Annotated in this window: 17 protein-coding genes; 8 read left to right on the plus strand and 9 right to left on the minus strand. The window is 71.5% G+C overall.

Annotation, left to right across the window (positions count from 1 at the left end; all coding sequences use genetic code 11):
- The 9 genes from ACSDG8_RS07790 to ACSDG8_RS07830 all read right to left on the minus strand — a co-directional run bounded on the left by ACSDG8_RS07790 (position 1) and on the right by ACSDG8_RS07830 (position 10,176).
- Positions 1-888: an ABC transporter permease gene (locus ACSDG8_RS07790; RefSeq protein ID WP_210895909.1), complete on the minus strand. Its 888-nt coding sequence runs from the start codon at positions 886-888 to the stop codon at positions 1-3.
- Entirely contained in the window at positions 888-1,898 is a 1,011-nt protein-coding gene (locus ACSDG8_RS07795; RefSeq protein WP_210895911.1) for an ABC transporter permease, read from the minus strand. Before ACSDG8_RS07795 ends, ACSDG8_RS07790 begins: the two co-directional genes overlap by 1 nt.
- A gap of 15 nt (positions 1,899-1,913) precedes the next feature.
- Positions 1,914-3,569, minus strand: a complete 1,656-nt coding sequence (locus tag ACSDG8_RS07800; protein WP_210895913.1) for an ABC transporter substrate-binding protein — start codon at positions 3,567-3,569, stop codon at positions 1,914-1,916.
- Between the two features lie 367 nt (positions 3,570-3,936).
- Positions 3,937-4,725: an ATP-binding cassette domain-containing protein gene (locus tag ACSDG8_RS07805; RefSeq protein ID WP_210895915.1), complete on the minus strand. Its 789-nt coding sequence runs from the start codon at positions 4,723-4,725 to the stop codon at positions 3,937-3,939.
- Positions 4,725-5,981, minus strand: coding sequence for an alanine racemase (locus ACSDG8_RS07810; RefSeq protein ID WP_210895917.1), 1,257 nt, complete (start codon positions 5,979-5,981; stop codon positions 4,725-4,727). The genes ACSDG8_RS07805 and ACSDG8_RS07810 overlap by 1 nt, the downstream gene beginning before the upstream one ends.
- A 19-nt stretch (positions 5,982-6,000) precedes the next feature.
- Positions 6,001-6,981 (minus strand): ABC transporter permease, encoded by a 981-nt coding sequence (locus tag ACSDG8_RS07815; protein ID WP_073827344.1) that lies wholly within the window; start codon positions 6,979-6,981, stop codon positions 6,001-6,003.
- A complete protein-coding gene (locus ACSDG8_RS07820) occupies positions 6,982-7,959 on the minus strand; it encodes an ROK family protein (protein WP_210895919.1) in 978 nt (325 codons plus the stop codon).
- Entirely contained in the window at positions 7,959-8,951 is a 993-nt protein-coding gene (locus ACSDG8_RS07825) for a phosphotriesterase family protein (RefSeq protein WP_210895921.1), read from the minus strand. Before ACSDG8_RS07825 ends, ACSDG8_RS07820 begins: the two co-directional genes overlap by 1 nt.
- Positions 8,952-9,060: 109 nt before the next feature.
- Positions 9,061-10,176, minus strand: coding sequence for a substrate-binding domain-containing protein (locus tag ACSDG8_RS07830; protein WP_210895923.1), 1,116 nt, complete (start codon positions 10,174-10,176; stop codon positions 9,061-9,063).
- Between the two features lie 372 nt (positions 10,177-10,548).
- Between ACSDG8_RS07830 and ACSDG8_RS07835 the strand changes: the two genes are divergently transcribed.
- The 8 genes from ACSDG8_RS07835 to ACSDG8_RS07870 all read left to right on the plus strand — a co-directional run bounded on the left by ACSDG8_RS07835 (position 10,549) and on the right by ACSDG8_RS07870 (position 22,121).
- Complete coding sequence (locus ACSDG8_RS07835; RefSeq protein ID WP_210895924.1) at positions 10,549-11,736, plus strand: ROK family transcriptional regulator; 1,188 nt, start codon at positions 10,549-10,551, stop codon at positions 11,734-11,736.
- A 352-nt stretch (positions 11,737-12,088) separates the two neighbouring features.
- Entirely contained in the window at positions 12,089-13,405 is a 1,317-nt protein-coding gene (locus ACSDG8_RS07840; protein ID WP_210895926.1) for a cellulose binding domain-containing protein, read from the plus strand.
- Between the two features lie 250 nt (positions 13,406-13,655).
- The gene (locus ACSDG8_RS07845; RefSeq protein WP_210895928.1) at positions 13,656-16,091 is read left to right on the plus strand and encodes a ricin-type beta-trefoil lectin domain protein; all 2,436 of its coding nucleotides are present in this window, start codon (positions 13,656-13,658) and stop codon (positions 16,089-16,091) included.
- Positions 16,092-16,212: 121 nt separating this feature from the next.
- The gene (locus ACSDG8_RS07850; protein ID WP_210896154.1) at positions 16,213-17,952 is read left to right on the plus strand and encodes a family 43 glycosylhydrolase; all 1,740 of its coding nucleotides are present in this window, start codon (positions 16,213-16,215) and stop codon (positions 17,950-17,952) included.
- An 11-nt stretch (positions 17,953-17,963) separates the two neighbouring features.
- Positions 17,964-19,088, plus strand: coding sequence for a ricin-type beta-trefoil lectin domain protein (locus ACSDG8_RS07855; RefSeq protein WP_210895930.1), 1,125 nt, complete (start codon positions 17,964-17,966; stop codon positions 19,086-19,088).
- A gap of 107 nt (positions 19,089-19,195) precedes the next feature.
- Positions 19,196-19,615 carry a PPOX class F420-dependent oxidoreductase gene (locus ACSDG8_RS07860; protein WP_210895932.1) on the plus strand — a complete coding sequence of 140 codons (420 nt, stop codon included), beginning with the start codon at positions 19,196-19,198 and terminating at the stop codon, positions 19,613-19,615.
- 43 nt (positions 19,616-19,658) lie between these two features.
- Positions 19,659-20,249, plus strand: a complete 591-nt coding sequence (locus tag ACSDG8_RS07865; protein ID WP_210895934.1) for a DinB family protein — start codon at positions 19,659-19,661, stop codon at positions 20,247-20,249.
- An 87-nt stretch (positions 20,250-20,336) separates the two neighbouring features.
- A complete protein-coding gene (locus tag ACSDG8_RS07870; RefSeq protein WP_210895936.1) occupies positions 20,337-22,121 on the plus strand; it encodes a hypothetical protein in 1,785 nt (594 codons plus the stop codon).
- Positions 22,122-22,137 lie beyond the last annotated feature (16 nt).

Genomic DNA, 22,137 nt, shown 5'->3' on the forward strand with positions numbered 1-22,137 from the left:
TCACCGCCGCTTCGCGTTGGCGCGGTCCTGCAGGCCTTCGCCGAGCAGGCTGAACCCCAGGACGCAGACGAACAGTGCCAGGCCGGGTGGGACCGAGGTCCACCAACGGCCGCCGACCACGTCCGCGGCGCCCAGGCTGATCATGGCGCCCCACTCCGCCTCGGGGATGCTCACGCCCAGGCCGAGGAAGGAGAGCCCGGCCAGGGTGAGCATCGCCCAGCCGCAGTTCAGCGGCGCGATCACCCGGACCGGAGTGAGGCTGTTGGGCAGCAGGTGCCGCCAGAGCACGCCCGCCGGCGACGCCCCGGAGGTGATCGCGGCGTCCACGAACGGCAGTTCCCGCAGCGACCGCACCTCGGCGCGGACCAGCCGGGCGTACGCCGGCGCGTTCACCGCCGCGATCGTGATGATCAGGTTGATCGTGCCGTTGCCGAGCAGCGCGGCCACCGCCAGCGCCAGGATGAACGTGGGGAACGACTGGAAGATGTCGACCACCCGCATCAGCACGTCGTCGAGCCAGCCGCCGAAGTAGCCGGCGACCAGGCCGAGCAGCGTGCCCACGACGACCGCGAGCGCGACCGCGGCCAGGGCGATGCCCAGGTCGAGCCGGGCGGCGTAGAGCACCCGGCTCCAGATGTCCATGCCGTTGCCGTCGGTGCCGAGCAGGTGGTTGCCGCCCGGCGCCACCAGGGTGTTCGCCGGGTCGATCTCGGTCTCGCCCCACGGGCTCAGCAGCGGCGCGAACACCGCCACCAGCGCGACCACCGACAGGATGGTCGCACCGACGATGATCATGCGGCGGGCGAACCGGCTGTCCCGGTCGCCGCCGGCGACGACCACCGGCGTCTGCGCGGAGTCGCCGCCGACGGCGGAGCGCAACTCGGCCATCAGAGCCTCACTCTCGGGTCGAGGATCGCGTGGACCACGTCGGCGATGAGGAACACCAGCACGTAGCACAGCGCGATGACCAGCACCGACGCCTGAACCACCGGGTAGTCCCGGTAGAGCAGGCCGCGCAGGGCCCACTGGCCGAAGCCCTGCCACGAGAACACGTACTCGACGAGGACTGTGGAGCCGATCGCCGTGCCGAAAACCAGCGCCGCCAGCGACGGCAGCCGGACCAGCGTCGCCCGCAGCAGGTAGCCGTAGTGCAGGGTCCGCTCGCGCAGCCCGTGCGCCTTCGCCGCGGCGTACGACTCCGAGTGCAGCACCTCCAGCGCGGAGGCCCGGACGCTGCGCAACAGCGGCGCGACCACGCCGACCACGAGGGTCAGCACGGGTAGCACCAGGTACGCCGCGGCGGAGGCGATCGCCGGGCCGTTCGCGGTGAGCACGGCGTCGATGAGATCCGCCCCGGTGAGGGGGGTCAGGTCCGTGTCCGGGTCGACCCGCCCGTTCGGCGCCGGGAACCAGCCGAGGACGCTGTAGCCGACCAGCACCAGCACCAGACCGAGCCAGAACTCGGGGATCGAGTTGCCGACCAGGGCGAACATCCGCGCGCTGTGGTCACCGACCCGGTTGGCCCGCTTGGCCGACCAGATGCCCAGCAGTGTCGCCACCACGAGCGCGATGGTCACGGAGATGACGACGAGTTCCAGGGTCGGCCCCACCCGCAGCGCCATCTCCGAGCCCACGGAGTTGCCGCTCTGGATGGAGGTCCCGAAGTCACCGGTGAACAGTCCCTTGAGGTAGTCGAGGAACTGCTGCCACAGTGACTGGTCCAGCCCGAAGCGGGCCCGGGCGGCGGCGGCGTCCTCCTCGGTGGCGTTCTGCCCGAGGATGCTGCGGACGGGATCGCCCGGCAGCACCCGGACCAGGAGGAACGCCAGGACGACCACTCCGAGCAGAACGGGGATCAGCTGGAGCAGTCGCCTGACGACGAAGCGGAAGATTCGCATGGGCGGTTGACGTTCCTAGGCCGACGCGCTCAGGTAGCGCAGGCGGGCGAGGCCGTCCATCGGCTGCACCCAGCCGGCGACGGCTTCCCGGACGGGCAGGTTGAAGTTGGGCTGGCAGATGACCACCCACGGCACGTCGGCGGCGAGGATCTCCTGGACCCGCTTCCAGAGCGCGTTGCGGGCGGCCGTGTCGACAGTGGTGTGCGACTTCTCGTAGATCTGCTCGATCTCCGGGTTGCTGTAGTTGGAGTAGTTGAGGTTGGCGCCCTTGACGAGGCTCGTGGCGAGCAGGTACTCGACGTCGTCCACCCAGAGCTGCCCGGAGGTGACCTGCAGCGGGATGTTCTTCTTCGCCCGCCGCTCGCCCAGGGTGGCCGGGTCCAGCGGGGTGAGCTTGAGCCGGATGCCCGCCTTGGCCGCCTCGCTCTGCACCTGGACGGCGATCTTCTGCTGCTCCTCGTTGTCGGCCTCGAAGACCAGCTCGGAGTCGAGCGACGCCCGGCCGGCGGCGGCCATGGCGGCCTTCGCCTTGTCCAGGTCGTAGGTGAACGGGTAGCCGCTCTCGTCGTACCCGGCCATGTCCAGCGGGACCGGGCTCTTGGCCGCGCGGGCGTCGCCGCCGTACACGTTGTTGATGATCTGCTCGTAGGGCACCGCGTAGGCGAGCGCCTTGCGCACGTTCACGTCGTTGAACGGCGCGGCGGTGACCGACATCTGGATCGCGACCTGGCGGTTGCTGGCCGCCGAGATGACCTTGATACCCGGGGCCTTCTTGAGGTCCTGGATGTCGCGCTGGCTGATGCCCAGCGCGATGTCGATGTCACCGGCCTGCAGCTGGAGTCGCTGGTTGGACGCGGCCGGCACGACCGAGATCCGGATGGTCGGCGTCTTGGCCGGGTCCGGGCCGGGGTAGTCGGTGTTCGCGCTGAGTTCGATCTCCTGGCCCTGGGTGGCCTTGGCGACGTTGAAGTAGCCGCCGGTCGGCGGGTTCTTCGCGAACCACTCCTTGGCCCAGGGGTCACTGGCGCTGGCGCGCTTCTTCGCCTCGACCGAGTCGAAGACGTACAGCGAGATCGCCTGGATCTGCCGGGTGAGAGCGCTGGGGAACGCCTGGTGGAACTCCACCGTGTAGTCGTCGACGACCTTGACCTGGTCGGCGCTGGTCAGGCCGATGGTGCGGTAGACCCCGGCGACATTGGCCTGGGCGGCGAACGCGCGGTCCTTCGACCACTTCACGTCCGCGGCCTTCATCTCGTTGCCGCTGGCGAACTTCACGCCGCGGCGCAGCTTGAGCGTCCACACCTTCTGTTCGGCGTCGGGCTCGAAGGACTCGGCGAACGTGGGGGTGATGTTCTGGGTGTCGAGGATCTGGCTGCCGGCGGCGTTGGTGACGCCGTAGTCGATCAGGTACGGGAAGACGTTCTTGTAGAGCATCAGAGCGGTCAGGTCGAAGCCGACGAAGTCCTGGTCCCAGCTCGACAGGTAGCTGGAGACGGCGATGCGCAGCGTCTTGGCGGCGGCGCCGTCGGACTTGCCGTCCTTGGACTTGTCGCCGCTGTCCGCGGCGCAGGCGCTGGTGGCGAAGAGGAGCGCGACGCTGCCTCCCAGCTGCAGGACGCCGCGGCGGGAGAGCGCGGGCGAGGAGGCGCCCGGACGGGGTGAACGAGCCATGAGAAGTCCTCCTAGAAGCACGAGGCAGATGGCCCGAGCAGCGGACCTATCAGGAGTTCTACCGGATTTAGCAGCAGTGAACAATAGGGTGAACGGCGTTCACCGCTCCCTCACGGACTCGGCTTGGTAACGCTCCCGAACTGCGGGACAACGCACGAAATGGCGTTCACACAAGTTCACACGACCGTTACGCGAGACCTGCCCCGCATCGGCGTCGATCATGGGGGTTGCCGCCCCGGCAAAAGCCCCGAGCGGGACCTCGGAGGGACCGCGAGCGCACCATCGGCGGGAGGGGAACAGGACGCGGAACGCCGATGACCCCGGGAGGGACACCCGGGGTCATCGTGCGCGCGGTGGTCCGCGCGGTTCAGGGGCGGGCGGTCTCCTCGGAGGCGCCGGTGATCATGGACACGATCTCGTTGCGGCTCGTCTCGGTGATGCCGCGGACGCCGACCTGGCGTCCCCGGCGCAACACCGCCACCCGGTCCGCGATCCGGAACACCTGGTCCAGGTTGTGGCTGACGACGAGCACGGCGGCGCCCCGCTCCCGCAGCCGCAGGATCAGCTGCTCCACCTTGGCGGTCTCGGCCACGCCCAGCGCCGCTGTCGGCTCGTCCATCAGCACCAGGCCGCTGGCCCAGTGGGTGGCACGGCAGATCGCCACCGCCTGCCGCTGGCCGCCGGACAGGTCCCGGATCGTCGCCTTCGCGCTGGGAATGCGCACGTCCAGCGCGTCCACCAGCTCCTGGGTCTCCCGGGCCATCCGGCGCCGGTCGAGCAGACGCAGCGGGCCACGGGTGAGTTCCCGGCCCAGGAACATGTTCATGTAGACCGGCTGCGAGTCGGCCAGCGCCAGGTCCTGGTAGACCACCTCGACGCCCTGCCGGCGGGCGTCGGAGGCGTCCCGGAACGTCACCGGCCGCCCGTGCATCTCCAGCTCACCCTCGGTGGGCTGGTACACGCCGGAGATGATCTTCACGAGGGTGGACTTGCCTGCGCCGTTGTCGCCGACCAGGGCGGTGATCTCCCCGGCGGCCAGTTCCAGGTCGAAGCGCTCGATCGCGACGACGCCGCCGAACTGCTTGCGGATGCCGCTCAGCCGCAGCGGCGGGGCGCCCGCCCGGGTCGCGTCGTCCTTGTGGGTGACGGTGCTCATCATGCCCTCCCTGCGCTGCGAGCCGCCTGGTTGCCGGGGCCGTCGCCCGCGGCGAGGTCGTCCAGCCCGATCGGCGCCGAGCCGTCGGCCGCGTACACCCCGGCCACGGCGGGGGCGCCGGACCGGACGCCGGTCACGCCGGCGGTCAGCGCCCGGGTGACGAACGCCTGCGGCCGGAAGCCGAACAGGACCGTGTCACCCGGAGCGCACCCCGGCGCCGCGGTGACGTCGGCCATCGCGTAGTAGTCGATCGCCTCCGGTGCCGGCATCTCCACGTCGACCAGGTACGCGTCGTCGAGACCGCCGCCCCGGGGCACGATCAGCGCCCGGGTGCCGCCCAGGCCGAGCACCGGGTCGACGTAGAGGCCGCCGCCGAAGACGTACGCCCGGCCGTCCCACAGGTGGGACACCTCGCTGACGTAGAGCACGGCGGGCTCCTCGACCAGGTCGGTCACCGCGTGCCAGGGCGTCGTGCCGGTGAGCCCGTGGCCGGGCTCGACCTGCGTCACGCCCGCCTCGGCCAGCGTCGCCAGGATCGCCGTCGACGTCGTACCCGGGGCGTTGATCTCGACGTGCGACCGCCCGGCGGCGCGCAGCGCGGCGGCGGCGCGTTGCAGGGTGCCGAGGTTGGGCGTTGGGACCACCCGTCCGGCGGCCGTGTCGAACAACTGGGTCGGGAAGCTGGTGACACCGGCGAACCGGGCGCCGGGAAGGGCGTCGAGCCGGTCGGCGACCGCGACGATCTCGTCGGCCGCCCAGCCGCCCTCGTGGCCCCGGTAGAAGCGGTCGCCGGGCGCCGCGATCCGGGCGAGCAGCGCCTGCTCCCGCCCGGCCGCCGCGCTCGCGGCCGCCGCCTCGGCGGCCTTGGTGTCGTTGAAGACCGTCCAGTACGCGGGCGCGAGCGCGGCGGCGACCGCGGCCTCGTGCCGGGGAATCTGCACCAGGTGGCCGAGGTGACCGATGCCGAGCCCGCCGTGCCGGTCGGCGAGCGCGCACTGCAGGTCGACGCCGACCGCCTCGGTGATGCCCGCGTCGCGGACCGTCCGGCAGAAGTCGGGGTTGCGCCCGACCTGCTTGGTCATCGCGTAGACCGAGAGCCCGAACCGGTCCGCCTCGCTCCGGATGGCGGCGGCGTTGGCCGCGACCGTGTCCAGGTCCAGCGCGTAGCAGTTGGCCGGCAGGTCGCCACTGGCGTGCAGGCTCGCGGCGGCGGCCAGCAGGCCCGGGTTGCGGCGTCTCAGCAGGTCCAGAAACATGCGGTTGCTTCCTTCCGGGTCAGCTTCGCCGCTCGCGCAGCGAGAGGGAGACGGCCACCAGGATGATCACGCCGCGCGCCATCATCTGCTGGGACACGGACAGTCCGGCCAGGATCAGGCCGTTGTTGAGCATGCCCATCAGCAGGCTGCCCAGCACCGCGCCGATGATCGAGCCCTTGCCGCCGAAGAGGCTGGTCCCGCCCACGATCACGGCGGCGATCACGGACATCAGGTCGGCCTCGCCGAGGGTGTAGCGGGCGCCCTGGAGGCGCCCGGCGTACAGCAGGCCGGCCAGGGCGGCGCACATCGCGCTGCCCATCAGCACCATGATCTTGACGCGGATCACCTTGATGCCGCTGACCCGCGCCGCTGCCACGTTGTCGCCGATCGCGAGCGTGTGCGCGCCGTAGCGGGTCTGCCGCAGCACCAGGTATCCGACCACCGCCGCCGCCACCGACCAGAGCACCAGCCCGGGGATGCCGAAGATCTCGCCCTGGCCGAAGAAGGACAGGAACGCGTCGTTGCTGACCGGCACCGACTGCAGGCCGGTGACCTCGCGGGCCAGGCCGGCCACCGCGCCCATGGTGGCGAGCGTGACCAGGAAGGAGGGCAGCCGGACGAGGGTGACGAAGACGCCGTTGACCAGGCCGACCGCCGCGCCGGCGGCGAGACCGGCGGCCACGCCCAGCAGCATGCTGTCGGTCTCGCGCAACGTCACCGCGCCGACCAGCGCGGAGAGCGCGACGACCGAGCCGATCGACAGGTCGATCTCGCCGGCGGCGAGCACGAACACCAGCCCGACCGCCATGATCGTGATGGGCGCGGTCTGGATGACGATGTTCGTGAGGTTGCTCGTGGTCAGGAAGCCGTTGCCGCCCTGGGTGATGGCGAAGAACAGGAACACGACCGCGAAGCCGATGTAGACCACGTAGTCGCGCCAGTTGATCCGGCGCCAGGCCGGGACGGCGCTGGTCTTCACCGCCGCATCGGTGTGGGTCATCTATCGTCCCTCCGCTGTCTGGAAAGAGGTGCTCCGGTCCGCCGGCCCGCCGGCGTGGACGCCGGCCTCCTGGCGGGCGACCGCGATGGCGCCGAGCAGGCCGGCCCGGTCGCCGAGCTGGCTGGTCTTGATCAACGGGACGTCCGCGCTCAGCGCGGCGACCCAGCGCCGGACCGGCTCGACGAGCTCGATCCGGGAGCCGATGCCGCCGCCCAGGATCACCGCCTCCGGGTCCAGGACGGCGGTGACCGCGGCGACGGCCAGCGCGATCAGCCGGGCCTCCTCGTCGATGGCCGCCAGGGCGAGCGGATCGCCGGCCGCGGCCCGGTCGAAGACGTCGGGCACGCTCGCCTGCTCGCCGCTGACCGCCCGGTAGCGGGCGGCGAGGGCGGCGCCGGCGACAGCTTCCTCCAGCGCGCCCTTCACCTGGTTGCCCGGGTCGAACGGGTCGGTGCCCAACGGCAGGTAGGAGATCTCCCCCGCCGCGCCGCGCGCGCCGCGGACCAGCTCACCGTTCGACACGATGCCCATGCCGACTCCGGTGCCGACCGCCACGAACACGAAGTGCCGGTGGGTACGCCCGCTGCCCAGCCACCGCTCCCCGGCGGCGGCCATGTTGACGTCGTTGTCCAGCACGACCGGATGCCCCAGGCGGCGCGTCAGCTCGGCCCGGACGTCGAGGGCTTCGAGGTCGGAGACGTTCGGCGACAGCTCGATGGCGCCGGTCGACGGGTCGGGGACGCCGGGCAGGCCGATCGCGCTGGCCCGGACGTCGGACCAGTCGACACCGGCCCGGGCGGCCAGCTCGCGCAGCAGCGTGTCGATCTGCGCGGCCACCGCCACCCCGCCCCGGGGGTCGGTCGGCTGCACCTTCTCGCTCACGACGCGTCCGTCGAGGTTCGCCAGCGCGGCCCGCAGCTTGGTGCCGCCGAGGTCGACGCCGGCGACGTGGCCGGACGGATGCGGATGCGCGGCCATCAGCCGACCGTGAGGAGTCGGGCCGGGTTGACCGCCAGCATCTGGTCGATCGCCTCCTGCGGCACACCGAGTCGGGCGAGACCCGGCACGATCTCGCGGCCCAGGTAGGAGTACCCGAGCCGGCCGTGCGTGCGCGGGTTCAGGTACGCCTCCGCGCCGGTCAGGTCCATCGAGAGCAGGATCCGGTCGGCGTAACCGTCCCGGACCAGCCCGGCGAGCATGTCGAGCCGGGCGCGGTCGGGCCGGTGGTACGCCCGCTTGCCGAACTCGCCCTCCGGCGGGTTCTCCGGCAGCGGGGCGAGCACGAAGTCCCAGAACTGCTTGCCGAGCGTGTCGAAGGCGATGTTGACGCCGGTCGCCAGCACCGCCCGCAGGTAGTCCGGGTCGGGGTTGATGTCCAGGTGGCCGATGACGACGCGGGAGGGGTCCATCTTCTCCTCGCGCAGGATCTCGACCTGCTCCAGCGCCATGGTGCCGTGCGTGGTGTGCGTGTTCAGCGCAAGGCCGGTGGCGACGGCCGCGCGAGCGGCGGCGCGCAGGCACTTCTCCTCGTGCGCGGTGATCTCGTTCAGGCCGGTGGCCTGCTCGCCGAAGATGCCGACCTTGATGCCGGTGTCCCCGACGCCGATCGTGGCGTCGGCGACGAAGCGTTCCCGCATCTCGTCGACGCTCGCGGAGAGCGCCCAGCCGGGCGAGTACGGCTCCAGGTAGATCGCCGATCCGGCGACCACGTGCAGGCCGGTACGCCGGGCCACCTCGCGCAGCAGGGTCACGTCGTGCCCCACGACCTCGTACGGGGACAGGTCCACGATCGTGCCGAAGCCCAGCTCGGGCAGGTCGCGTACGGCCCCGGCGGCGAGGTCCGCGCGGTCGTCGGCGGCGCCGCCGGACAGCCACGGCCCGGGCACCAGCGCGCCGAGGTGCTCGTGACTCAGCACCCGCCCGAGCGACTCGGGAGACACCGGTCCGAGGACTGTCTGGACGTACCCCATGTGTTTCTTCCTCTCGTCTCGCGGTGGTCGCGGACCCGGCGGTGGGCCGGGTCGCGTCCGGCGAGGTCCGGGGCCCGTTCGGGGAGGCCCCGGACCTCGCCGCCCGGCGTCAGTTGCCGAGCACCTCGGCCGGGGGCTCCTGGCCGTAGTCGTCGCGCCAGGCGTCGGCGATGTTGTCCTTGGTGGCGGCCATCGGCGATCCGACGACCAGCTCCGGGGCCTTCTTGCCGAGCAGGCCGTACGCGGCGACGATGCCCAGGTTCTCGCCGAGGCGGGTCGAGCCGTTGGCGACGATGCCGGCGACGTTGCCGCCCTTGACCATGTCGGCGGCGAGGTTCGCCTCCAGGTCGTTCGTGACGATCTTGACGTCGGTGCGGCCCTGCTGCCGGGTCGCGGCGAGCACGCCCTCGGCGGCGGTGGCCCAGGCGACGTAGACGCCCTTGAGGTCGGCGTGGCGGGTCAGCATCGCGGTGGCGATGTCCTCGGTGCGCGCCGGGTCGGAGAACCCGGCCTCCTCGACGATCTCGATGTCCGGGTAGAGGTAGCCCAGCCAGTCCTTGAACGCCTTGTCCCGCTGGTTGGTGAACCAGAAGTCGGCGTCGTGGTAGACGTAGCCGACCTTGCCCTTGCCGCCGAGCGCCTTGCCGAGCATCTCCGCGTTGGCCTTGCCGAACGCGGTCAGGTCGGCGGTGACGATGCCGACGATCTGCTGCCCGGACTTGTAGTCCTTCGGCGGGGTGGTCATCACGACGAGCTTGACGCCGGCGTCAACGGCGGGCTTGAAGGCCGCGGCCGCCGCGGTCGGGTCGACAGCGATGGTGACGATCAGGTCGGGCTTGAGCGCCAGGACGGTCTGCACGTTGTTGGCCTGCCGGGCGGCGTCGAACTCGGCGCTCGTGCTGGCGACCACCTTGATGCCGAGCTGGTCGAACTCCTTGCGGACGCCGGACTCGACGGCCTTGGTCAGCGCCGAGCCCTCGTGCCAGACGAAGGCGGCGGAGTAGTTGCCGTCCTTGACCTTCTGCCGCTCCTCGTCAGTCAGCGAGAGCTGGTCGGCGGCGGTCGGCGTCTCGCCGCCGGGGCCGACGAACGACAGGCTGGGTTCGGTACGCGGGCCGCTCGACGCGCCGCCGCTCCCGGAGGTCTCGTTCGAGCAGGCGCCGACCATGAGCGCCAGGGCGCAGAGCGCGCCGAGGGCGGCGCCACGTCTACGGCTGAGAATCATTGCTCTTCCCTTCACAGCAACGGGGTCTGGAACCGGTGATTCCGGACTGACACGGGGGTCCGATGCGACCGGCACGGCACGTGCGGGGGCACGCGCCGCCGTCCCTAGGGGCCGGCGACCTCTATTTCCGTTCAGGGTGAAAGTATTATCGCGGTCATCACAGTCCGTCAAGAGCACTGGTCAGAGATTCCTCCCACTCGGCATCAGCCCGCCTACTGCCGCTTGACCTGGGGTTTCACGCGCGCGTGGCACTGCGAGAGAGCGGGCGCCGCTGCCCGCCGCGCCCGCTGGCCCGCCGACACGCCCTGATGGTTGCCCGGGAGGCCGCGCGGCTTTAGCATTCGGTCGGAAAATAAATCGGCGGAGGTGGACGTGGAATCTCGAGCGCCCCGGCGCGCGAACCGCTCGACCGTGCTGGCCTACGTGCTGACCCACGGTCCGGTGAGCCGCACGGCGATCGGCCAGGAGACCGACCTCTCCCCCGCCACCGTCTCGCGCATCGTCGAACAACTGCTCGACGAGGGGCTGCTCACCGAGACCGACGGCGCTCCGACCACCACCCGGGGACGACGGGCGACCCAGGTGGCGATCGCCGCCGGGCGCGGCGTGGTCTGCGGGGTCGACGTCGGCGGCTCCAACGTCCGGCTGGTGGTCGCCGATCTCGCCGGTCGGCCCCTGGGCAGCCGGACCGTGTCGACTCCGGCCAGCTACGACGCGCCCCGGCTGGCCCAGTGGCTGGCCGAGCTGATCGTCCAGGCCGTCGGATCCGACCGCGACCGGCTCGACTGCGTGGCGGTGGGCCTGCCCGGCGCCGTGCGACAGGGTGACCGCGCGGTGTCGAACGCGCCGAACCTTCCCCAGGTGGAGGACCCGCTGTTCCTCCGGCTGCTGGAGAAGCACCTGGGCGCCGCCGTCGAGGTGGACAACGACTCCAACTACGCCCTGCTCGGGGAGCTGCGCTTCGGCGCCGCCCGGGACGCGCAGACCGCGGTGATGTTCACCATCGGAGCCGGGCTCGGCGCCGGCGTGGCCATCGACCGGCGGCTGTTCCGGGGGCGCAGCGGCCTGGTCGGAGAGTTCGGGCACCTGCCGGCCGGCCCGCTCGGCGCCCCGCTCGAACGGATCATCAGCGGCTCCGGCGTCCTCGCCCGCGCCCACGAGCTGGGCCTGCCGTTCGACAACGCGGCCGACGTCTTCCGCTCGGCCGACCCCCGCCTGGCGCCGGTCAAGCAGTACGTCGAGCAGGCGCTGCTGACCATCCTCACCGCCGCCGTGGTGGCCTACGAGCCGGAGGTGATCGTCCTCGGCGGCGGCGTCTCCCACGCGCTCACCCCGGACCTGGTCCGGTTGCGCGGCCGGCTGCGCGAGATCGTGCCCGCCGCCGCGGCGACAGTGCACGGGGCGGAACTCGGTGACCTCTCCGGCGCGCTCGGCGCCGTGGTGGCGGCGCTGCACACCGCGTACCGGCGGCTCGGGCTCGCCGACGCCGACCTCGCCCACCTGCCCCAGCCGGACGCGCTGGCCGGCGGCGACCTGCCCGCGTTGCCCGGCCCGGCCTAGCGCTGCCGACCCGGGGCCACCGGGCCCTGTGAGCGTTCACCCGGCGGTCCACCCGCGCCTTCTCCGGAACCGCGCGGTTGAACATGTTATCGATAACCTGCTATGTTCCGGCACGGGAGCGAAGGGCACGCTCCCGTCACCCCCGCAATCGGCACGGCGTACCGAGGGTCCCCTCGCCGTCCGGCCGATCGGTGACCAGTCCGGGCCGCTCCGCCGATGCACGCCGACGCAGGCGGCCACCGGACGACTTCGGCCCAGCCGCACGCACGGCTCCGCGCCCTCTTCGCAGGCGACGTCGGCATCGACGGACGGCCCGGCCTGCACCGCCACCCCCAGGGCAAGGAGTCAAGCAATGGCGAAACGAACACCACTTCTGACATCGATCGCCGCCGCGGTCGTCCTCCTGGCGGCGACAGCCGGCGGCGTGTGGAACGGCGGCCTCGGTCGCGCGGCGGAGGCCGCGACGAACGGCACGCTCGCGGCGACCGCCGGCTGCGGCAAGGCGCCGACGCTGACCAGCGGGACGCGCACCATCTCCAGCGGCGGCCAGAACCGCAGTTACATCCTGCGCATCCCGGACGGGTACGACCGCAACCACCAGTACCGGCTGATCTTCGGGTTCCACTGGCTGAACGGCTCGGCGAACAACGTCGCCTCGGCCGGCTACTACGGCCTGCTGCCGCTGTCGAACAACAGCACGATCTTCGTCGCGCCGCAGGGCATCGACAACGGCTGGGCCAACACCAACGGCCGTGACCTGACGCTGTTCGACGACATCTCCCGGCAGATCGAGAACGACCTCTGCGTGGACACGTCCCAGCGGTTCGCGCTGGGCTGGAGCTACGGCGGGGCGATGAGCTACGCGGTGGCCTGCGCCCGGCCCACAGTCATCCGCGCGGTCACAGTCATCTCCGGCGCCAACCTGAGCGGCTGCAACGGCGGCACCCAGCCGGTCGCCTACTTCGGCATCCACGGCATCTACGACAGCGTGCTGAACATCTCCATGGGCCGCTCGCTGCGCGACACGTTCGTCCGCAACAACGGCTGCACCGCGCAGAGCCCGCGCGAGCCGAGCCGGGGCAGCCTGACCCACATCACCACCACGTACTCCGGCTGCCGTGAGGGCTATCCGGTGCAGTGGGCCGCGTTCGACGGCGACCACACCCCCAGCCCGGTCGACGGGTCGGGCAGCCCGAACGACTCCCGTACCTGGACGTCGGGGGAGATCTGGCGGTTCTTCAGCCAGTTGCCGTCCACCACTCCGCCGACCACGGCGCCGCCGACCACCGTGCCGCCGACCACGCCGCCGGTCACCACCGCGCCGCCCACGACCCCGCCGGTCACGACGCCGCCGCCGAGCGAGCCGGGCGCCTGCACCGCGACCTACCGGATCGTGAACACCTGGCCCGGCGGGTTCCAGGCCGAGGTCACAGTGGCCAACAACGGCGCCACGCCGATCAACGGCTGGACCGTACGGCTGACCCTGGCCTCCGGCCAGGCGATCAGCAGCCTCTGGAACGGCGTCAACACCGGCACCTCGGGCTCGGTGTCGGTCCGCAACGCCGACTACAACGGCACTGTGGGCGCGAACGCCTCGACCAACTTCGGGTTCACCGCCACCGGGAACGGCGCCGCCGCGCCCAGCGGCGTGACCTGCACCAGTCCCTGAGGTCGACGTGAGGCCGTGGGGGCGGCACGTCCGCCGCCCCCACGGCACCGGCCGCAAACCGGCCACCCCGCCTGGCTGGAACTGTGCTCTAATTAACTCTGGTCGATGTTTGCGTTAACACAACACCCTGCCACCACCACCAAACAGCCAGGCAGACCATTGTGTTAGCGCTGACACCGACGGCCACCCAATATTCGTGCGGCGCCGCGCCGGCATGGCCGGCCGGGCCCCGCGTTCCCGAGGAGCCGTCATGGTGATCCCCCGTCCCCGGCCCACCCGTTCCTGGCGACCACGTCTCGCCGCCCCCCTCCGGATTCTCGTGACCGCCGTCCTGCTGGCCGCCGGCGGCCTGGCACTGACCGCCGGTCCGGCCCAGGCGGCCACCACGATCACCGTCAACGGCGCCTCCGGCGGCCAGACGTTCGACGGCGTCGGCGCGGTGAGCGGCGGCGGCGGCAACAGCCGGCTGCTGATCGACTATCCGGAGCCGCAGCGCGGTCAGATCCTGGACTACCTGTTCAAGCCCGGATACGGCGCCGCGCTGCAGATCCTCAAGGTCGAGATGGGCGGCGACACCAATTCCACCAGCGGGTCCGAGCCGAGCCACGAGCACGTCCGGGGCGATCTCAACTGCAACCGTGGCTACCAGTGGTGGATCATGGAGCAGGCCAAGGCCCGCAACCCCGCCATCAAGCTGGCGGCCCTGCCGTGGGGCGCCCCCGGGTGGATCGGCAACGGCAACTTCATGTCCCAGGACATGATCAATTACTTCGTCGACTGGCTGGGCTGCGCGCGGCAGCACAACCTGACCATGGACTACATCACCGCCGCCCAGAACGAGAAGCGGACGGACGCGAACTGGACCATCAGCCTGCGCCAGGCGCTTAACGCCAACGGCTACAGCGGCGTGAAGATCATCTACGGGGACGACTACCCCGGTAGCTGGGGCCCGGCCAACGCTGTGGCCAGCAACGCCACGCTGCGCAACAGCATCGACGTGCTCAGCGGCCACTACCCGTGCGGCTACCTCAGCGCGCAGACCACCTGCACCGTCTCGTCGACCGCCACCTCCACCGGCAAGACCCTGTGGAACAGCGAGGGCGGCTCCCAGGACTACAACGACGGCGCCAAGCCACTGGCCCGCGGCATCAACCGCGGCTACATCGACGGCCGGATGGTCGCCTACCTCAACTGGGACCTGATCGCCGCCATCACGCCGAACCTGCCCTGGTCGACGGTCGGGCTGATCCTGGCCAACCAGCCCTGGTCCGGCTGGTACTCGGTCGGCAAGAACACCTGGGCGCTGGCGCACACCACCCAGTTCACCGCGCCCGGCTGGCGCTACCTGGACTCGGCCTCGGGCTACCTGGGCGGCAACCGCAACAACGGCAGCTACGTGTCGTTGCGGTCGCCCACCACCGGCGACTACAGCACCGTCATCGAGACCATGGACGCCACCGCGGCCCAGCAGGTCACCATGAACATCACCGGCGGGCTGTCCACCGGCCAGGCGCACATCTGGGCCACGAACCTGAACTCGACGAACCCGAACGACTTCTTCGTCCGCACCGCGGACATCACCCCGTCGGGCGGGTCGTTCTCGTTCAACGCCCAGCCCGGCTACCTCTACACCGTCACCACCACGACCGGGCAGGGCAAGGGCACAGCCACCAGCCCCGCGCAGGGATCGCTGGGCCTGCCGTACCGCGACGACTTCGACAGCTACGCCAGCGGACGGTTCCCGAAGTACCTCCAGGACATGCAGGGCGCGTTCGAGACCGTCGGCTGCGGCGCCGGACGGGCCGGAATGTGCCTGCGCCAGATGTCCGCGCAGGCGCCCATCACCTGGAAGACGCTCGCCGACCCGGCGACCTACGGCGGGAACCTGAGCTGGGGCAACTACACGGTCTCCGCCGACGTCCTGCTCGAACAGGCCGGCTACGCCCAGATCATGGGGCGCGTCGGCAGCACCAACCTGGACCCGATCGGCCGGTACAACGGCTACTTCCTGCGGGTCACCGACTCCGGCGCGTGGTCCATCCTGCGCAACAACACCGCCGGGCAGCTCACCACGCTGCGCAGCGGGAACGTCGCGGCGCTGGGCACCAACCGCTGGCACAGCCTCGCGCTCGGCTTCTCCGGCACCACCATCACCGCCACCATCGACGGCGCCACCGTCGGCACGGCCACCGACTCCGCGTTCGGCACCGGCCAGGTCGGCTTCGGCACCAGCCAGGGCGAGACCGCGCAGTTCGACAACCTGGCGGTGGTCGCCGGCCCGGGCGGCAACCCCGGCGGTACGAGCGGCGCGTGGCTCAACCCCAACTCCAGCCGGTGCCTCGACGTGCCGAACCAGTCCCAGACCAACGGCACCCAGGTGACGTTGTGGGAGTGCAACGGCGGGACCAACCAGCAGTGGACCGCGACGTCGGGCCGGCAACTCCAGGTGTACGGGAGCAAATGCCTCGACGCCGAGAGCCAGGGCACCTCGTCCGGCACCCGGGTGATCATCTGGGACTGCAACGGCGGCGCCAACCAGCAGTGGAACGTCAACACCGACGGCACGATCACCGGCGTCCAGTCCGGACTGTGCCTGAGCCCGAACGGCGGCGGGACCGGCAACGGCACCGCGATCGTCCTGTCCGCCTGCACCGGCGCGAACAGCCAGAAGTGGAGCCGGGCGTGACGGCCCGACCCTCGCCGACCACACCGCGCCGCGGCGCGGCCGACCCGGGAGATGACCTGTGACGTCAACGCTATGGAGAACCGACCGCCGGACCAGACGATGGCTCGCTCTGGCCGTGACCATGCTCGCCCTGCTGGGGCTGGCCCCGGCCATCGCCGGAGGGCTGAGCCCGACCGCCGCCCGGGCGGACAACCCGATCGTGCAGAACATCTACACGGCCGACCCGGCGCCGCTGGTCCACAACGGCCGCGTCTACCTCTACACCGGCCACGACGAGGACAACTCGACCTGGTTCACCATGAAGGAGTGGCGGGTCTACTCGTCCGACGACATGGTCAACTGGACCGACCACGGATCACCGCTCAGCCTCGCCACGTTCAGCTGGGCCAAGCAGGACGCGTGGGCCGGCCAGGCGGTCCAGCGCAACGGCAAGTTCTACTGGTACGTGCCGATGGTCGTGCGGGCGACCGGCCAGATGGGCATCGGGGTGGCGGTGGCGGACAGCCCCACCGGGCCGTTCCGGGACGCCATCGGGCGCCCGCTGGTGAGCAACGGCGAGATCGACCCCACCGTGTTCATCGACGACGACGGTCAGGCATATCTGTACTGGGGCAACCCGCGCCTGTGGTACGTGAAGCTGAACTCGGACATGATCTCGTACTCGGGCAGCCCGACGCAGATCCCGCTGACCACCGCGGGCTTCGGGACGCGGACCGGAGACGCGAACCGACCCACCCTGTACGAGGAGGGGCCCTGGGTCTACAAGCGCAACAACCTCTACTACAACGTGTTCGCCGCCAAGTGCTGCTCGGAGTTCCTCGCCTACTCGACGGCGCCCGGCCCGCTGGGACCGTGGACCTACCGCGGCACGGTCATGCCCACCCAGGGCAGCAGCTTCACCAACCACCCCGGGATCGTCGACTTCAAGGGTGGCTCCTACCTCTTCTACCACAACGGAGCACTGCCCGGCGGCGGCGGTTTCACCAGGTCGGTGGCGGTGGAGAAGTTCTCCTACGGCGCTGACGGCTCGATCCCGACGATATCCATGACCACCACGGGCCCCCCGCAGGTAGGGACGTTGAACCCGTACGTCCGGCAGGAGGCGGAGACGATCGCCTGGGGGCAGGGGATCGAGACCGAGCCGGCCAGCGGCGGCGGGATGAACGTCGGCTTCATCGACAACGGCGACTACATCAAGGTCAAGGGCGTCGCCTTCGGCACCGGCGCGACCTCGTTCACCGCGCGGGTGGCCTCGGCGGGCAGCGGCGGCACCATCGAGCTGCGCCTGGACGGCACCGGCGGTCCGGTGGTGGGCACCTGCCGGGTGTCCGGCACCGGCGGCTGGCAGACCTGGGCCGACACGACCTGCGCGGTCAGCGGCGCCACCGGCACCCACGACCTCTATCTACGGTTCACCGGCGGCAGCGGCTCGCTGTTCAACATCGACCACTGGCGGTTCACCCCCGCCGGGAGCACTCCCCCGCCCAGCGACCCGCCGACCACCACGCCGCCGCCGGTCGATCCCCCGCCGACCACTCAGCCGCCCACCACGCCGCCGCCGAGCGGTGGCGCCTGCACCGCGACCTACCGCACCACGAACTCCTGGTCCGGCGGGTTCCAGGCCGAGGTGACCGTCACGGCCGGCGCCGCGGCGCTCAACGGCTGGTCGGTGCGGTGGAACCTCGCCGGTGGCCAGAGCATCAGCCAGGTCTGGAGCGGCACGCTGAGCACCAGCGGCTCCACGGCGACAGTCCGCAACGCGGAATACAACGGCTCGGTGCCGGCGTCCGGCTCGACCACGTTCGGCTTCATCGCCAACGGCTCGTCGTCCACCCCGTCCCTGACCTGCACCAGCCCGTGAGAGGAACAGGTATGCGTACCACAGTGCGGAGATTTCTCACCGCGGGCGCCGCGCTCGCCGTGCTGGCCGCCGGTGTGCTGACGGCGGGCGGACCGGCGGCCGCCGAGTCCAACGGCGGCACCCGGGTGATGCCGCTCGGTGACTCCATCACCGAGGGCACCCAGGTGCCCGGCGGCTACCGGATCGGCCTGTGGCAGCGGCTGGCCGGCGGCGGCTACCGGGTCGACCTGGTCGGCTCCCAGTTCAACGGGCCGGGCAACCTCGGCGACCACGACCACGAGGGCCACCCCGGCTGGCGCATCGACCAGATCGACGCCAACATCACCGGCTGGCTGAACGCCTACCAGCCGCGCACCGTGCTGCTGCACATCGGCACCAACGACATCCTGCAGAACTACAACGTCTCGACCGCGCCGAACCGGCTCTCCTCGCTCATCGACCGCATCACGGCCACGGCGCCGAACGCGGACGTGTTCGTCGCGCAGATCATCCCGCTCGCCAACTCCGGGCAGGCGGCGGCGGTACGCACGTTCAACGCCGCGCTGCCCGGCATCGTGCAGTCGAAGGTGAACGCCGGCAAGCGCGTCCACCTGGTCGACCAGTACTCGGCGCTGACCACCGCCGACCTGATCGACGGCGTCCACCCGACCGCCACCGGCTACGACAAGATGGCAGCGGTCTGGTACCGGGCGTTGCAGTCGGTGTCCGGCAGCATCGGCGACCCCGGCAGCGGCGGCGGCACGTACCAGAACGTGCAGCTCGTCGGCGCCGGCTCGGGCCGGTGCCTGGACGTTCCGAACGGCAGCACCACCAACGGCACCGCCGTGCAGTTGTACGACTGCTGGGGCGGCACGATGCAGCGCTGGACCTACACCTCGGCCAAGCAGTTGCAGGTGCTCGGCAACAAGTGCCTCGACGCCAGCGGGCGGGGCACCGCGAACGGCACCAGCGTGATCATCTGGGACTGCAACGGCCAGCCCAACCAGCAGTGGAACCTCAACGCCAACGGCACGATCAGCGGCGTCCAGTCCGGGCGCTGCCTGGACGCGGCGGGCTACGGCACCGCCAACGGCACGAGGATCAACCTCTGGGACTGCCACGGCGGCACCAACCAGCAGTGGAGCGCGCGCGCCTGACCGGCACGCGACGGGCTCCCCGGCGGACCACACCGCCGGGGAGCCCGCCGGGCCGGTAACCGCCGCATGACCAGCGACGGGCCCGGCGGGTACGTAGAGTGCGAACCATGTCGAAGCCGCCGCTGCCCGAGCCCGCCGTCGCCATGCTGCGCAAGCCGAACCCGGCCGTCATCGCCACGCTGCGCGACGACGGCCAGCCGGTGTCCGCCGCCACCTGGTACCTGTGGGAGGACGGCCGCGTCCTGGTGAACATGGACGAGGGCCGCCGCCGGCTGGCGCACCTGCGCCACGACCCCCGGGTCACAGTGACCGTGCTGGACGAGCAGGGCTGGTACACCCACGTCAGCCTGATCGGGCGGGTGGTGGAGCTGCGCGACGACGAGGAGCTGGCGGACATCGACCGGATCTCGCAGCACTACACCGGGCGGCCGTACCCGCGCCGCGACCGCACGCGGGTCAGCGCGTGGATCGAGATCGAGCGCTGGCACGGGTGGGGCGCGCACAAGGACAACAGCCAGACCGGCTGACCGTGCCCCCACGATGTCCGACCCATGCGGAAGAGTGTCGGGCATGAGTGAGCCGTACGACCCGAAGGCAACGCTGCACCACTACCTGCGCGCGATCCGGGAGAACCTGATCTGGAAGCTCGACGGGCTGAGCGAACGCGAGGCCCGGCTTCCCCGCACCGCGACCGGCAACAACCTGCTGGGGGTGCTCAAGCACTGCCTGAACGTCGAGGCCGGCTACTTCGGGCCCACGTTCGGGCGCGAGTTCCCCACGCCCGCGGAGCTGGTCGCCGCCGAGACGTTCGACGCCGACCCGCAGGCCGACTGGTACGCCCGCGAGGACGAGACCAAGGACGGGCTGATCGACCTCTACCGCCGCGTCGCGGCGTTCGCGGACCAGACGATCGACACGCTGCCGCTGGACGCGCCGGGGCGGGTGCCGTGGTGGCAGCCCGGCCGGCAGGACGTGACGCTGCACCTGGTCATCCTGCACGTCTGCGTCGACCTGGCCCGGCACGCCGGGCACGCCGACATCCTGCGCGAGCAGCACGACGCGGCGATCGGGCTGGGGCGGGAGAACCGGAACGTCCCCGAGGGCTACGACTGGCCGGCGTACGTCGACAGGCTGTCGGCGCTCGCCGACCGGTTCGAGTAGGCGGCTTCCGGTAATGGGACCGGAAGTTTCAACCATATTTCGGACAGTGGATCGACAGGACCAGCAGCATCGTGAAGCATCTATCCCATGAACATCCGGTCCGCCGCCGCTCCGCCGACCGCTGAGGACGCCAGCTCCGCCCAGCCTCCCGACGACGTGCCGTCGGAGCGCACGCGCCGACGGCGCGGGCCGAACCCGGAGTGGACGCTGGCGATCCTCGGCAGCCTGCTGCTGGCGGTGGTGCTGACCTGGCCGACGATGCGGCACCCGGCCACCACGATCCCCGGCGACCTGGGCGACCCGACGTTGCAGGCGTGGCAGGTCGCCTGGTCGGGGCACGCCCTGCTCAACGACCCGGCCAACCTCTGGCACTCGAACACGTTCTTCCCGGAGCGCTACACCTACGCCTACAGCGACACCCTGCTCGGCTACGCGCCGTTCGGGATGGTCGGCTCCGGCTTCGAGGCCGCCGTGATCCGCTACAACGTGCTCTACGTGCTGCTGCACGCGCTGGCGTTCCTCGGGGCGTACGCGCTGGCCCGACAGCTCGGCGCGAACCGCTGGGGCGGGGCGGTCGCCGGGATCGCGTGGGCGTACGCGCCCTGGCGGCTGGCCCACTCCGGCCACCTGAACATCCTGTCCAGCGGCGGGATCGCGCTGGCCCTGGCGATGCTGGCCCGGGGTCACGGCTGGTCGCTGCGCCACGGCTACCGGCCGGAGCGCCGCCGTCCCGGCTGGGCGGTCGCCGGGTGGCTCGTCGCCGCCTGGCAGGTCACGCTCGGCTTCGGCATCGGGCTGCCGCTCGTCTACTTCCTGCTGGCCGCCGTGCTGGTGGCGGCCGGCTTCTACGGCTGGTCCTGGTGGCGCAAGCGGGAACGTCCGCCGTTCGGCCGCCGGCTGCTGATCGCGGACCTGGCCGGTGGCGCCGTGTTCGGCGCCGTGACGCTGCTGCTCGGCCTGGTCTACCTGCGCGTCGTCGACCTCAACCCGCAGGCCGTCCGCTCGCTGGACTGGACCAAGATGTTCTCCCCTCCCCTGATCGGGTTCATCACCGCGCCCGGCGACTCCTGGCTGTGGGGTGAGCGGCACGCCGCCGCCCGGGAACAGCTGACCTGGCCGCCGGAGATGGCGCTGCTGCCCGGGATGACGCTGATCGGGCTGGCCGCGGCGGGGCTGTTCGTCTCGTCGTTCCCGGTGCGGCACCGGGTCGCGCTGGGCCTCGGCGTGCTCGGCACGGTGCTGCTCGGCCTGGGCGCCACCCTCGGCGGCGACGGCGACCCCGGCTACCTGACGCTGTCCACGCTCCTGCCCGGCTGGGACGCGCTGCGTACCCCGGGCCGGATGATGCACTGGACCAGCCTGCTGCTGGCGGTGCTGGCCGCCGGGCTGGTCACCGCGCTCGCCGAGTCGTGGCACCGGCCCTCGGCCCACCGCTGGTCCCGGGCCGTGGCGCCGCTGGTCCTGCTGGTGCCGCTGGCCCTGGTGACGCTGGAGGGCGTCAACCGCACGCCGCACCCGGTCGTGCCGACGCCGCCGGCCGCGATGCGGGCCGCGTCGGAGCCGATGCTGGTGCTGCCCGCCGGCGGGGTGGGCGACCTGAACTACATGCTCTGGTCCACCGACGGGTTCCCCCGGATCACCAACGGGCTCGGCGGTTTCGAGCCGGTCACCCAGGCGCAGACCCGGGTCGCGGTGGCGACGTTCCCCGACGCGGGCAGCGTCGCCTACCTGCGCGGCATCGGCGTCCGGTCGGTCGTCGCGGTGCCGAGCCGCGCGGCGGGCACGCCGTGGGAGGGCATCGAGAACCGGCCCGTCGACGGACTGGGCATCACCCGGGAGGATCTCGATGGCACGCTCCTCTACCGGCTCTGACGCCGCCGGCGCCGGG

It is taken from the genome of Micromonospora sp. LA-10, assembly GCF_051853095.1.
Classification (GTDB): domain Bacteria; phylum Actinomycetota; class Actinomycetes; order Mycobacteriales; family Micromonosporaceae; genus Micromonospora; species Micromonospora echinospora_A.